Here is a 12,322-nt window from a genome sequence, read left to right as displayed (position 1 = left end):
TCTTTTGCCATGATTTATATTTGTTTGTAGGTTAATTTATTTTTTAAAATTATAATCTTTCAATTATGAGCCAACAATGGGATTTGAACCCATGACCTCTTCCTTACCAAGGAAGTGCTCTACCCCTGAGCTACGTCGGCTAATGTTTAGTTCATTGGTTCACTCGTTTTGTAGTTCATCGGTATTACCTGCTTAGCACAAATGAACAAATGAACTAAGCAACCACTGAACCAACCGAGCGGAAGACGAGGTTCGAACTCGCGACCTATAGCTTGGAAGGCTATCGCTCTACCAACTGAGCTACTTCCGCAAAATAAGTAGTGAATTACTGACCCAGTGAATGACTGGTAAAAAAACCATTCAAAATCCACTGATTCACTAACTCACTAATTAAAAAAGTGGGGGGAGAAGGATTCGAACCTTCGTAGCCGAAGCAGCGGATTTACAGTCCGCCCCATTTGACCGCTCTGGTATCCCCCCATTGTTGATTTCGGATTTATAATATCCAAAGTTGAAGCTAAATATCACTCCTCCGAAAAAAACAGAGCCTCCTATCGGGATCGAACCAATGACCTACTGATTACAAGTCAGTCGCTCTACCAGCTGAGCTAAGGAGGCTTTAATTGTTTGCCTTACTTAAGTACGCCGTGGCGAAACCCAAGAAACGGCTGCAAATTAATTTTGCGCTATTATTTTTTTATTTTAAAGAACCATTCCCTCCATATACGAGTGGCGATTAAGACCTCTCTGAAAGGGATTGCAAATCTACAAAAATTTAAAGCTGTGCAAAATTTTTTTCCAAAAAAAATCGGCAGGCTTTAAACCTGCCGATTTGAGCTTGTACAACTCTATATCTATGTGCCTAAAAATCTTCCTCTTCCGATACTAAGGCTGCTTTTTTAGCAGCTTCGGCGGCTATTGATTTTTTGGTTTTATGTTTCTCTATCTGCTTACGAAGGCTTTCAACAGCCAGGTCTGTGGCTTCTTCAAAGGTTTTACACTTTTCCTTCGCAAATATTTGGTTGCCGGGCAGCAACAGTTTTATCTCACTTATTTTATTGGCCTCGTCGCCAACGTTCTCCAATTTCAAATAAACTTCACCACTGATAATGTGGTCAAAAAACGTTTCCAGTTTATCAACCTTCTTTTGAATAAAGTCCAGCAATTTAACGTCTGCTGTAAAGTGAATAGATTGCACTGTAATTTTCATTTTTCCTCCTGTTTTAACCCTTTGGATGGGCTTGTTTGTAAATAGACTTTAAACGTTCAACTGAATTGTGGGTATAAATTTGGGTTGCGCTTAAATTAGCATGGCCCAAAAGCTCTTTAATGGCGTTCAAATCCGCACCTTTATTTAGCAAACTTGTTGCAAATGTGTGCCTTAGCACGTGCGGGCTCTTTTTACGCTGGGTTGATATGTTAGATAAATAGTTGTGCACAGTGTTATAAATGAGCTTAGGATATGCATCAGCTCCTTTATTTGTAACGACTAAGGTTAACGAATTGTTATTAAATTTTTCACTTTTCTTAACCTCCAGGTAACGCTTTAACAGTTGCACCAGCTCACTGTTTAGGGGTATGATCCTCTGCTTGTTGCGTTTACCTAAAACTTTGATCGTGTTTTCGTAAAAATCAATGTCGTTTTCCTGTACACCCAACATTTCGGCCAGGCGCATGCCGGTACCAAATAACATTTCAATGATCAGTTTATCGCGGGTCCCTTCAAAGTTATCGGCAAATATCTTTTCGTCACCGTCAAGCGCGCCGCCAAGCATCCCTGTAAGCTTATCGCCGTCAACCACAACCGGTAGATATTTAGGGACTTTAGGTGCGGTAATGCGCGAAGTTGGGTTAACAGTTATATCCCCTTCCTGCAATAAAAACTTAAAGTACTTACGCAGCGTGGCAATTTTACGGGTGACAGACCGGGCAGAAACACCGTTATCCATCAGTTGCACCATCCAGTTGCGGATGTCGTGATGGGTAATGTCTGCAGGGCTGGTTACGGCTGGCTGGGCATCGGGCGGGTTTAGATGCAGCAGGAACTGGTCAAGGTCCGACTGGTAAGCTGATACAGTGTGAGGCGAGTACCTCTTCTCGAATTTGATGTACTGTAGGAACTTGTCTAAAAACATAAAAACTATTTACACACCCAATAAATTGAATGTACAAATAGTTTTACTATGGTGACGAGAAAATCTGATAATTCTTTTGTTAAAAAGAATTATACAGTCTCGATATTCATATTCTGTTTATAGATAGCATGTTTAATTTCATGCCTGCGAGTGATAGATTTTTTTTCAAAAGCCTGACGACTACGCAGCTCTCTTAAAACTCCGGTTTTCTCGAATTTCTTTTTAAAGCGTTTTAATGCCTTATCTAATGATTCTCCGTCTTTTACGTTAATTATGATCATATCCCAAATACCTCCTTTCAGGGACGTCAAAGGTAGAGAAATCTTTTATATTCTGAAATACAATATCTTAAATAATTATCTGCTATAATTTCACATGATGCCACTGACATGGATTTGCGGTTACAAAGGGTCACAAACCCTAATTGGTATCTGGTGCGGCTAAGGCAGGTAACTGGCGTTTATCCGGAGGTAAGGCCTGATACTTTTTGTAACTATCATTAATGTACGCTACAATTGATTCGGCATTGTTGCTGCGTAAAAAGGCATACGAGGGGCGATACAGTGAAATAAAATTCAGCAATTCCTTGCCTTTTAACGGAACAATACTGCCCACGTAAACGGGACTGAATACTGCATCTACATGGCGCTCTTCTGCTTCAGTTTTAAAATAGCGTTTTAATCGACGGGCGTCTTTACCCTCTTTGCTAAACCAGGTTGAGGGCGAAAAGGCGTAAACCTTACTTTTTTCATAAACATCAGCATATTCAACCCTTGGGTTAAATGGTGCACGGGTAGCAGTAACATTTACCTGGCCCAGGTTGATCACCTTTGAAACCATATCTATACGCCTAGAGAGCATGTCAATAAGGTAAAGGGTATCGGGCACATGTCCCGGCGAATCAAACACGATGGTGTTGCCGGTAGCCGCTTTAATGCTAAAGTTGCCATCTTTATCGGTAATGGTAATTTGTTTGTTGTTGATATTTTTGATAAAAACATTGGTAAGTTTTATGTTGCTCTTATCCTCATAAACGGTTCCTTTAAGCACGTTTTGCGCGTGGGCAAACCCAGCGGAAAACAATATAACGGCAATAACGAAAAGTCTTTTTAACATGGCTGCAAGTATATACTCCATTAACCCATGCGGGCTGGTATAGTTTGCAATTTAACATTTAAGGCAACAAAAAACCCGGCTGGTGCCGGGTTTTAAGGTTATTGTTTTTTCCAAACGTTATTGTCGGGATTAAAGTCAGGTAGCACCTTATCAGGGTCATAGGTAACAGATTCTATTTCTTCTGTCGAGGCATGCTTTACCACAAAGGTTTTATTACGTTCCCAAATCTCCACCGGCAATTTAATACGTTCAGTTTTACCGCTGATGTATTTGATATCCAAAATGGTTGGCATAGCCATTTTTTCCATATTGGTAACCGATATCAATGAACCTTTAGACGGATCGTTGCTGACGTATTTTACACCATCTACAGCAACGTCCAGGCGCCAGTTATTTACAAACCAGCCTCTCCAAAACCATTGCAGGCTTTCGCCGCTTGCGTTTTCCATCGTACGGAAAAAGTCGTCAGGCGTAGGATGTTTAAATGCCCACCGGGCTATGTAGGTTTTAAATGCAAAGTCGAAACGCTCCGGGCCTAAGATCTGTTCGCGCAGCAAAGTTAAGCCTGTGCCCGGCTTAAAATAAAGCAGGGTGCCGTTGTTAGCTTCTTTCAGATTTTCGGGATTGCTCATAACCGGCTCCAGGTTTGGGTTGGTTAAACGGCCGCCAATCATCTGCATATTGGCAGGGCTTTTTGGCGCATACTCCCCTTTATTAAAATCGGCAGTGGTTAAGGTGTTGATGAACGTATTGAAACCCTCATCCATCCAGCCATATAAACGCTCGTTAGAACCAACGATCATCGGGAACCAGGTATGGCCAAATTCATGGTCATTTACTCCCCAAAGCTGCCCTTTGCGTGAACGCGACCCGCAAAACACAATGCCCGGATATTCCATGCCGCTTATTGCACCCGCTACTGCCGTAGCTGCCGGATAAGGATACTCAAACCATTTTTGAGAATTGTATTCGATCGATTTTTTTACATATTCGGTACTGCGGCCCCATGCGTCGTTGCCATCGCTTTCTACGGGATAGGCAGATATCGCGATAGATTTTTTGCCACTTGGCAGATCCATTTTTGCCGCATCCACAATAAATGCTGCAGATGACGCCCAAGATGCATCACGCGCGTTTTTTATCTTGAATCTCCATGTCAGTTCTTTTTTACCAGTCGGGCGGGATGCCGCGCTGGTAACTTCATTAGCTGAGCGGATAACCACTGTTGCTTCGCTTTTTTCGGCAGTTGCCCAGCGCTTTAATTGCTCAGGAGTATAAACTTCCGACGGATTTTGCAATTCGCCGCTGGCCACAACGATATGATTAGCCGGCGCGGTAATGCTCAGGTCAAAATCACCGTACTCCAGGTAAAACTCGCTTGGCCCGGTATAAGGCAGTGCATTCCATCCCATAACGTCGTCATACACATACATACGCGGATACCATTGCGCTACGGTATAAATTTTACCGTTTTTTGTTGTCTGGATGCCCGTACGGTCTGATCCGTACTCCGGCACAATGTAAGCGTACTCGATGTTAAGCTTTACCTGGCCGCCATTTGCTGCTACTGCCTGCGGTAAAAAGATCTGCATGCGTGTATCGTTGATCATATATCTCAACTCCACAGGGGCAGCGCCTTTAGCGCCAATCATTTTTACTGATTTAATTTTATACCCAGCATCAGCCATCGCGCCGCGGCCACCTGTGCCGTTACGGCTACCGGTTGGCGGGATAATTGCCGACCCGCGTGAATCGGCCTTAAAAAGGTTTTGATCCAGCTGCATCCATAAAAAAGCCAAACGCTGCGGGCTGTTGTTGGTATAAGTAAGTACTTCGGCACCGGCAACCTCATTGGTTTGATCGTTTAACCTTGCCGTAAGCTGGTAATCGGCTCGGTTTTGCCAGTATTTTGGCCCTTGCTGCCCATCAGCCGCACGATATTCGCTCCCGTTTTTGGTGTAAAAGAATGGTGCAAAAGCATCGTGATAATTGTAGTTAGATACAGGTGGGGTTGCCTGTGTTTGCTGGGCCTGGCTGCTGCCATACAAGCCCATAAACGCCAGTGAGAAGCCGGCTATCAGTTTTAATTTCATGTTTTAGTAATTGAATGGGCAAGTATACCGCAAATTAATTTACAGTACCAACAGGGTAAACGCTTTGTTACCTTTATATCAATAATTAGTAGTGTAATGATTAATTGCAGGTGCTATACATTAAAATGCTTTGCATATACACCCTCGTCGAAACCAAAAAACAGAAAATCACCATCTTCAATAACGGGCCGTTTGATCATGCTGGTCTTTTGTTGAAGTAGTTGCAGTGCATCGCCTTTGGTTTTAATACCCTCCTTCACTGCCGGCTCCAGCTGTTTATAGGTTAACCCCTGCTTGTTCATAAACTTTTCGTAACCTGCTTTTGCATCCCACTCGTTCAGTTTACCCATGCTCACGCCAAGTTTTTTAAAATCCTGAAAATTGTAAGCGATATTGTTGGCCTTGAACCAGTCAAGCGCTTTTTTTACCGTGTTGCAATTAGTAATGCCGTATACTTTCATGCAGCAAATTTATTAATTTCTGCTGCCACCGCTGGTATCGTCATTATTAATTCCGCGCTGATTTTTCTTGATACTGCCGTCAAGCTTACCAAATTTGTAGTTAAAGCCTAGCCCAATAGTACGGTAGATCTGATAGGTGTAGCTTGTAGTTTCAAAATCTTGTGTAGAGGTACGAAAGTCGAGCTTGATGTACTTGCTGAACGGACCATTTACGTATAGAGAAATAGAGGCCTTTTTACCAAAAAGCTCTTTAGAAACGTTTGCGCCATAACCCAGGTAGTAATTGTCTGTACCCTGCAGTAACACGTAGCGGCTATCAAAACCAACATTGGTACCAATACGGAAACCGTCATCAAATTTATAGCTTGCATTGGTAAACACATGGCCCTGCTGCCCGCTGTTGGTATAAAACTCGCCATTATAAGTACCTTTTAGCCACACCTGCTGAATTTCGGCATTAACATTTAAGTTAAGCTTTGTCGTGAACGGGATGCTCATATTCAAATCGAGCGCAAGGTTTTTATTTTTACCCACGTTTGCATAGCTGGTTGTAGTGACATTACCGTTTACACTCGCCAGATTTTGTATGGTATTGTTTGCAAATGAGTAGCTGGTGCTCAGGTTAAACGACCCTTTGGTAAACCTGCCGTAGCTTAACTCAAAATTATTGTTCACCGCGGGGCGCAAAGCCGGGTTACCAACTGTAATGTACAACGGGTTAGTACGGTTTACAAACGGGTTAAGCTGGTAAATACCCGGGCGTTGGATACGCTGGGTAAAGCCGAAGGTTAATGTGCTGCCGGTTAAAGTGCGCTGGATAGACACCGACGGCACCAAGTTGTTGAAAGCCTGTTTTAAATCGGTATCGGTCGAGGAGAAGTTGGCGTTAATATCCGTCCGTTCAAAGCGTATGCCGCTTTTCAGCGTCCACTTGGCTAACTTAAGCATGTACGAATTATAAATGCTGTATACGTTCTGGCGGTAGTCAAAATCGTTTGTTTGCGTAGGATCATTCACGTACATACCGGTTACCGCATCCAAGATATCATTCCTAAAATTACTGAAGTTATTTCTGTTTATCATCTTACCACCTGCTTCTACAGTAAGGTCTTTTAACGGGTGTACATAATCAAGCTGTGAAGTATGCTCTTTAGAACCGGCGTTGTTAAACTGGCGGTAATCGGCAATGTTGCCCGGGCTAACCGTATTATCGGTACTGTTGCCATTATTGCTATACTTATAAGATGCGGTTAGCAGCTGGCTTTTATTGCGTTTAAAGCCAAGCTGATAGTTTAATCCAAAATCAGCACCATGATAATCGCCTACTCCCCTGTTTACTGTGTTGTAATTGGTAGCAACCCCATTATCCTGCTGCATAGTAAACTGGCTGCCGCCAAATGTGTTGTTGTTTTTATAGTAGTTAAACGTACCGGTTAACAAGTTAAGGGTGTCGGCTTCAAAGCTTAGTTCGGTACTTACATAACGGTTGCTGCCACCATTAAAACGGCTTCCCTCTTGCATTATCGTTGATGGCTGTTTTAAAAACCGCGTTTCATTGGTAAACGGTGTAGACACCTCGCCTCGGTTGCCTATACCCCCAAAGGCATTTAAGCCAACCTTGCCCTTTTTTACGGTAAGGTTTAAATTGGTACGGTATCCCCATACCGAATTGTAGTTGGCGTTTATAGAACCGTTGTAACCCTGATCGGCATTTTTTGCGGTAATAATATTGATGATACCTGCCAATCCTTCCGCATCGTATTTAGCCGGCGGCGTGGTGATCACCTCTATTTTAACAATGTTAGTGCCCGGCATGGCCTTTAAAATATCGGCAGGGTTGCGCGCCATCAGCGCCGACTCCTTGCCATTCAATAAAATCTTATAATTGCCGCTGCCACGAAGTTTAATTGCATCGTTAGCATCAACAGATAGTAGCGGCACTTTGCGCAGCATATCTAAAGCGGTAAGGCTTTTGCTTTCAGGGTCGGCCAGTACATCGTAGCTGATACGGTCGACCTCTTGCTTCATCAACGGCCTGGCTGCCACAACAGATACCTCGTTAAGCTGTTTACTGGCCGGTGCAAGGTTGATCTTGCCTAAATCGTCGGTTATTTTTTTACCATCTATGTTAAGTACTTTGGTACGGTACCCAACATATATTATAGATATTTTGTACGCCTTTTGCGATAGTTTGCCTAATTCAAAAACACCGTCGTCTTTTGTAAGCATACTTTTAACAGGCGCATTGGTTGCGGCATCAGTAATTGCAATGGTAGCGTATCCAAGTGGCTTATTAACCGCCGAATCGATAACGATACCTTTCACCGTAATGGTTTGCGGGGCAGTTTGTGCGAAAGTTAATGTAGATAAAATACAGGCAAGTACTGTAAGTAGACGTGTTTTCATTTAGGTGCTTTTAGTGATAAGACACGTAAAGTTATAACAACGTTGCACCTAAAATTGTCTTTTAACAATTTTTAACTAAAAACTTAGGTAACAAAACTATTACTTATTAAACCTGGTCATGGTAAGCTCGGTACCAATAGTGGCAAAGCTTTTCACCATTTCTATGGAACGGTCTATCAGGGCAGGCAACTCCGGTTTTTCATCGTCATCAAATCCGCTTAATACGTAATCTACCTGGCGGCCTTTAGGGTAATTATCGCTCACGCCAAAACGCAGGCGGGCATATTCGTTATTGCCTAATGTAGCTTCGATGTGTTTTAACCCGTTATGGCCGGCCGCGCTGCCCTTTGGTTTAAGGCGCAGGGTGCCTAATGGCAAGGCAATATCATCGACGATCACCAGCACATTCTCTACCGGAATCTTCAACTCCTTCATCCAGTGGTTTAGCGCTTTACCACTCAGGTTCATATAGGTAGTCGGCTTTATCAGGTGCAGGGTGCGCCCTTTTAAGTTAACTTCGGTATAGTAAGCCAGGCGCATGCTGTAAAATTTTGCCCCTTCTTGTTTGGCATATTCATCAAGCACCATAAAGCCGATATTGTGCCGCGTATCAGCGTACTCCGGCCCGATGTTCCCTAAACCTACTATTAAATATTTCATTTAGGGAGCAAAGATAAACTTTGAGACAAAAGATAAAGGTATTTTTTCTCGAATCAACGACGATAAAAAGTTCGGACTAAGAAATGGAATTGTTGAAGAGGTGATCTGCTTTTGTAAGGATTGTATTCTTGATATCAATACAGGGTAATCAAATCCAGGCGCTATATCGCAGAGCTGCGCTACAACTATTTGTGTTTCCAGTTCAAAAGCAGAACCCAAACTGATCGTAAGAAAATGACTGAAATCTTTATCTGTTTTGCGAGCAGAACCTTCCGCTATGTTTGATGGAATTGATACTGACGCCCGATACAACTGGCTTGACAAACCGAACTTATGTTCTTTGGGAAACTTTTGTGTAAGTTGGTAAATATCTTTTGTTAACTGGACCGAATCAATCCAAATCCTCAACTGCCTAAAATTGTGTCGTAACATGATGCAATAATATCGATATGAAGCCACTCTTTTTTATCAGCTTGACAACAGTTAAGTCTTTTGTCCTTCGTCTATTAGCAAAAAAAAAGCGATGGTTTCCCATCGCTCTTTCTAAGTCTCTAAAGAGAATTATTTTTTACCTGCTTCTTGTTCAGCCTGACGTAATGCACGTGAAGTGGTTACTGATACAATTGTATCTTCCTGAGCGTTAGTGATAGTTAAGTTAGGCAGGTTTATTTCGCTTACTTTAACTGATTTACCAACCTCTAAAGCTTCGATGCTTACTTCGATATTATCTAAGTGATCTTTAGGCAAAGCTTTAACGCGCAGTTTACGTAATTTCTGTACTAATTTACCACCCACTTTAACACCTGGCGATGTACCTGTTAATTTTACAGGGATCTCGATAGTGATAGGTTTGTTTTCATCTAACAATAAAAAGTCGATGTGGATAAGCTGCTCCGTTAACGGGTGGAACTGCATATCTTTAATAATAGCCTGTGAGTTAACACCAGCAATCTCAAGGTCGATGAAATGAACAACCGGAGTATACACTACGGATCTCATATCAGCTGCGGACACTGAAAAGTGGGTTTGAGTAGCCCCACCGTAAAGTACTGCAGGCACTAAGCCCTGGTAACGCAGTTCTTTAGCGTCTCTTTTCCCTACGTTCTCTCTTGGAGAACCGCTAATAGCAATTGATTTCATTATTTATTTATTATTCAAAGCCACACCAACATGGTATGGATATTTTTAGCCTCACCCCAACCCCCCTCCTGTAGAGAGGGGCTTTAGCAAGAATTTTATTCTATTAATTTAGCCTTTGTTTAAGTCCTCCCAACGGGGGAGGATTTAGGTGGGGCTAATCTACCTTAAACAACTGGCTTATCGAGCCGTGTTCGTTTACGTTGCTTATTGCCTTGGCAAAAAGCTCGGCAGTAGATAGTACCCTTATCTTAGGGCTCGTATGCTTTAGCGGTATTGTATCTGTAACTATTAGTTCCGCCAGTGCCGAGTTCTCAATAGTTTCGTACGCCTTGCCCGATAATACAGGGTGCGTACACACTGCTCTTACACTGCGCGCACCGCGCTCCATTATCAAACCGGCTGCCTTCGCAAGCGTACCGGCTGTATCGCAAATGTCATCTATCAGTACAATGTCCTGATCGGTTACATCCCCGATGATGGTCATGCTTTCAATTTCATTTGCGCGCTTACGGCGTTTATCGCAAATTACCACTTCGGCATTAAAGAACTTGGCAAAACTCCTTGCCCTGTAAGATCCGCCCATGTCCGGCGATGCAATGGTAAGGTTACCCAAACCAAGGCTTTTTATATACGGTACAAATATAATCGATGCATCCAGGTGATCTACCGGTACATCAAAAAATGCCTGTATTTGTGCAGCGTGCAGGTCCATCGTCATGATACGGTTAATGCCTGCTGCCACTAATAAATTTGCTACCAGTTTTGAGCCAATGGCAACACGCGGCTTATCTTTCCTGTCCTGCCGTGCCAAACCAAAGTAAGGGATAACCGCGATGATGTAATGGGCAGATGCTCGGCGTGCAGCATCTATCATCATCAACAACTCCATCAGGTTATCGGTAGGCTGGTGCGTGCTTTGAATTAAAAAAACATCGCAACCACGGATAGATTCATTAAAATGGGGCTGGAATTCGCCATCGCTAAAGCGCGATACAACTACATCGCCAAGCTCCTGGCCGTAAGATGCAGCAATGTTTTTTGATAGTTCCTTTGAACCGGAACCTGCAAATAGCTTAACTGTATTAAACTGTAAAGGCATCTTCTTTTGGATTTCGGATTTTCAATTTCGAATTGCTTCTTAACTGCTCATCCCCATAATAGCAACCAACCCCGTATAAACAACTTCGGATTTCTTATCTTCAATTCGATCAATACGAAATTGAAAATTTGAAATCCGAAACCTTTTTGTTGCCCGACCAGGATTCGAACCTAGACAAACGGTACCAAAAACCGTCGTACTACCATTATACTATCAGGCAATCTCCTTTGGTTTGCAAGCTCCCCGAAAAGGAATGCAAATATAAGACGATTTTCCACAAGTCAAAAGCAAAATTTAAAAAAGTATTTTAATGGATTACCGGCCGGTTAAGTATACGTTAAAAAGTGTTAAGGTTTGCGTGGTTTAGTCTCAACATCTTAATGTTTTTGCTATTTTCGGCTGATTGAAACCTGAGTAATACAGTATATCACCCGATGAACTACAATAAAACCAATAATATTTTTGGCTGGGCCACATTTATAATTGCATCAATAGCTTATATCCTTACGCTTGAGCCTTCAACCAGCTTTTGGGACTGCGGCGAATTTATAGCTTGTATTTACCGCTTGCAGGTAGCACACCAGCCGGGTGCGCCCTTATTTACCATGATAGGGAAAGTGTTTTCTTTACTTTCTTTTGGTAATAATATGAAGGTGGCTTATTTCACCAACATGTCGTCGGCATTGGCCAGCGGGGCAACTATCCTTTTCCTTTTCTGGACCATCACAGCACTGGCTAAAAAACTACTGGTTAAACAAGGCGAAGAAATCAGCAGCGCTAACACTATTCTGATCATAGGTTCGGGCTTGGTGGGTTCACTTGCCTACGCGTTTTCAGACACCTTTTGGTTTTCGGCAGTTGAGAGTGAGGTCTACGCATTATCATCGCTATGCACAGCAGTAGTTTTTTGGGCTATCCTGAAATGGGAGGCACATGCAGATGAGCCCCGTGCCGACAGATGGATCGTTTTCATCGCTTACATTATGGGCCTTTCCATTGGTATCCACTTGTTAAACCTATTGGTTATACCTGCCATTGCGCTGGTTATTTACTTCCGTAAGTCAAACAATGTTACCACAAAAGGTACCATCTGGTCGTTTATTTTAGGTGTTATCACCCTTGCCCCAATCGTGGGGGGTGGTATTCAGGTTACGGTTAAGGGCCCACCAATTTCAGATCGGTGATTTGTGAATACCCAGGGCCTGGGCTTTG

General features: G+C 42.8%; 11 protein-coding genes, 5 tRNA genes and 1 pseudogene. 1 reads left to right on the top strand and 16 read right to left on the bottom strand.

The features are described from left to right. Window positions 1-68: 68 nt before the first annotated feature. The 16 genes from ACE5CV_RS07615 to ACE5CV_RS07540 all read right to left on the bottom strand — a co-directional run bounded on the left by ACE5CV_RS07615 (window position 69) and on the right by ACE5CV_RS07540 (window position 11,330). Window positions 69-140: transfer RNA gene (locus tag ACE5CV_RS07615), tRNA-Thr, on the bottom strand. A 97-nt stretch (window positions 141-237) separates the two neighbouring features. Next, window positions 238-310: transfer RNA gene (locus ACE5CV_RS07610), tRNA-Gly, on the bottom strand. An 89-nt stretch (window positions 311-399) separates the two neighbouring features. Next, a tRNA-Tyr gene (locus tag ACE5CV_RS07605) sits at window positions 400-480 on the bottom strand. 65 nt (window positions 481-545) lie between these two features. Next, a tRNA-Thr gene (locus tag ACE5CV_RS07600) sits at window positions 546-618 on the bottom strand. A 244-nt stretch (window positions 619-862) separates the two neighbouring features. Further along, complete coding sequence (gene hpf / locus ACE5CV_RS07595; RefSeq protein WP_374949567.1) at window positions 863-1,210, bottom strand: ribosome hibernation-promoting factor, HPF/YfiA family; 348 nt, start codon at window positions 1,208-1,210, stop codon at window positions 863-865. A gap of 13 nt (window positions 1,211-1,223) precedes the next feature. Then, entirely contained in the window at window positions 1,224-2,135 is a 912-nt protein-coding gene (locus ACE5CV_RS07590; RefSeq protein ID WP_374949566.1) for a tyrosine-type recombinase/integrase, read from the bottom strand. An 89-nt stretch (window positions 2,136-2,224) separates the two neighbouring features. Then, entirely contained in the window at window positions 2,225-2,416 is a 192-nt protein-coding gene (gene rpsU, locus ACE5CV_RS07585; protein WP_128531938.1) for a 30S ribosomal protein S21, read from the bottom strand. A 139-nt stretch (window positions 2,417-2,555) separates the two neighbouring features. Next, a complete protein-coding gene (locus tag ACE5CV_RS07580; RefSeq protein WP_374949565.1) occupies window positions 2,556-3,251 on the bottom strand; it encodes a hypothetical protein in 696 nt (231 codons plus the stop codon). A gap of 98 nt (window positions 3,252-3,349) precedes the next feature. Continuing rightward, window positions 3,350-5,344, bottom strand: coding sequence for a M1 family metallopeptidase (locus ACE5CV_RS07575; protein WP_374949564.1), 1,995 nt, complete (start codon window positions 5,342-5,344; stop codon window positions 3,350-3,352). Window positions 5,345-5,457: 113 nt separating this feature from the next. Then, a complete protein-coding gene (locus ACE5CV_RS07570) occupies window positions 5,458-5,805 on the bottom strand; it encodes a Spx/MgsR family RNA polymerase-binding regulatory protein (RefSeq protein ID WP_374949563.1) in 348 nt (115 codons plus the stop codon). A gap of 12 nt (window positions 5,806-5,817) precedes the next feature. Further along, window positions 5,818-8,211 (bottom strand): TonB-dependent receptor domain-containing protein, encoded by a 2,394-nt coding sequence (locus ACE5CV_RS07565; RefSeq protein ID WP_374949562.1) that lies wholly within the window; start codon window positions 8,209-8,211, stop codon window positions 5,818-5,820. A gap of 99 nt (window positions 8,212-8,310) precedes the next feature. After that, window positions 8,311-8,871 (bottom strand): aminoacyl-tRNA hydrolase, encoded by a 561-nt coding sequence (pth, locus tag ACE5CV_RS07560; protein WP_374949561.1) that lies wholly within the window; start codon window positions 8,869-8,871, stop codon window positions 8,311-8,313. Further along, complete coding sequence (locus tag ACE5CV_RS07555; protein ID WP_374949560.1) at window positions 8,872-9,303, bottom strand: four helix bundle protein; 432 nt, start codon at window positions 9,301-9,303, stop codon at window positions 8,872-8,874. It lies immediately after the preceding gene. A 129-nt stretch (window positions 9,304-9,432) separates the two neighbouring features. Next, entirely contained in the window at window positions 9,433-10,011 is a 579-nt protein-coding gene (locus ACE5CV_RS07550; protein WP_374949559.1) for a 50S ribosomal protein L25/general stress protein Ctc, read from the bottom strand. A 154-nt stretch (window positions 10,012-10,165) separates the two neighbouring features. Next, a complete protein-coding gene (locus tag ACE5CV_RS07545) occupies window positions 10,166-11,110 on the bottom strand; it encodes a ribose-phosphate pyrophosphokinase (protein WP_374949558.1) in 945 nt (314 codons plus the stop codon). 149 nt (window positions 11,111-11,259) lie between these two features. Next, window positions 11,260-11,330, bottom strand: a tRNA-Gln gene (locus ACE5CV_RS07540). A 214-nt stretch (window positions 11,331-11,544) separates the two neighbouring features. On the opposite strand from ACE5CV_RS07540, the pseudogene ACE5CV_RS07535 reads away from it, so the two are divergent. Next, window positions 11,545-12,291, top strand: a pseudogene (locus tag ACE5CV_RS07535) (DUF2723 domain-containing protein); the annotation flags it as partial. Window positions 12,292-12,322 lie beyond the last annotated feature (31 nt).

This window comes from Mucilaginibacter sp. (assembly GCF_964263795.1).
In the GTDB taxonomy this organism is placed as follows: domain Bacteria; phylum Bacteroidota; class Bacteroidia; order Sphingobacteriales; family Sphingobacteriaceae; genus Mucilaginibacter.
The sequence above is the reverse complement of the archived record's forward strand: the minus strand, read 5'-3'. Positions and strand labels throughout refer to the sequence as shown.

Coding starts and splice junctions, on each gene's coding strand:
- hpf (WP_374949567.1), bottom strand. CDS start 1,210: ATGAAAATTACAGTGCAATCTATTCACTTTACAGCAGACGTTAAATTG.
- ACE5CV_RS07590 (WP_374949566.1), bottom strand. CDS start 2,135: ATGTTTTTAGACAAGTTCCTACAGTACATCAAATTCGAGAAGAGGTAC.
- rpsU (WP_128531938.1), bottom strand. CDS start 2,416: ATGATCATAATTAACGTAAAAGACGGAGAATCATTAGATAAGGCATTA.
- ACE5CV_RS07580 (WP_374949565.1), bottom strand. CDS start 3,251: ATGTTAAAAAGACTTTTCGTTATTGCCGTTATATTGTTTTCCGCTGGG.
- ACE5CV_RS07575 (WP_374949564.1), bottom strand. CDS start 5,344: ATGAAATTAAAACTGATAGCCGGCTTCTCACTGGCGTTTATGGGCTTG.
- ACE5CV_RS07570 (WP_374949563.1), bottom strand. CDS start 5,805: ATGAAAGTATACGGCATTACTAATTGCAACACGGTAAAAAAAGCGCTT.
- ACE5CV_RS07565 (WP_374949562.1), bottom strand. CDS start 8,211: ATGAAAACACGTCTACTTACAGTACTTGCCTGTATTTTATCTACATTA.
- pth (WP_374949561.1), bottom strand. CDS start 8,871: ATGAAATATTTAATAGTAGGTTTAGGGAACATCGGGCCGGAGTACGCT.
- ACE5CV_RS07555 (WP_374949560.1), bottom strand. CDS start 9,303: ATGTTACGACACAATTTTAGGCAGTTGAGGATTTGGATTGATTCGGTC.
- ACE5CV_RS07550 (WP_374949559.1), bottom strand. CDS start 10,011: ATGAAATCAATTGCTATTAGCGGTTCTCCAAGAGAGAACGTAGGGAAA.
- ACE5CV_RS07545 (WP_374949558.1), bottom strand. CDS start 11,110: ATGCCTTTACAGTTTAATACAGTTAAGCTATTTGCAGGTTCCGGTTCA.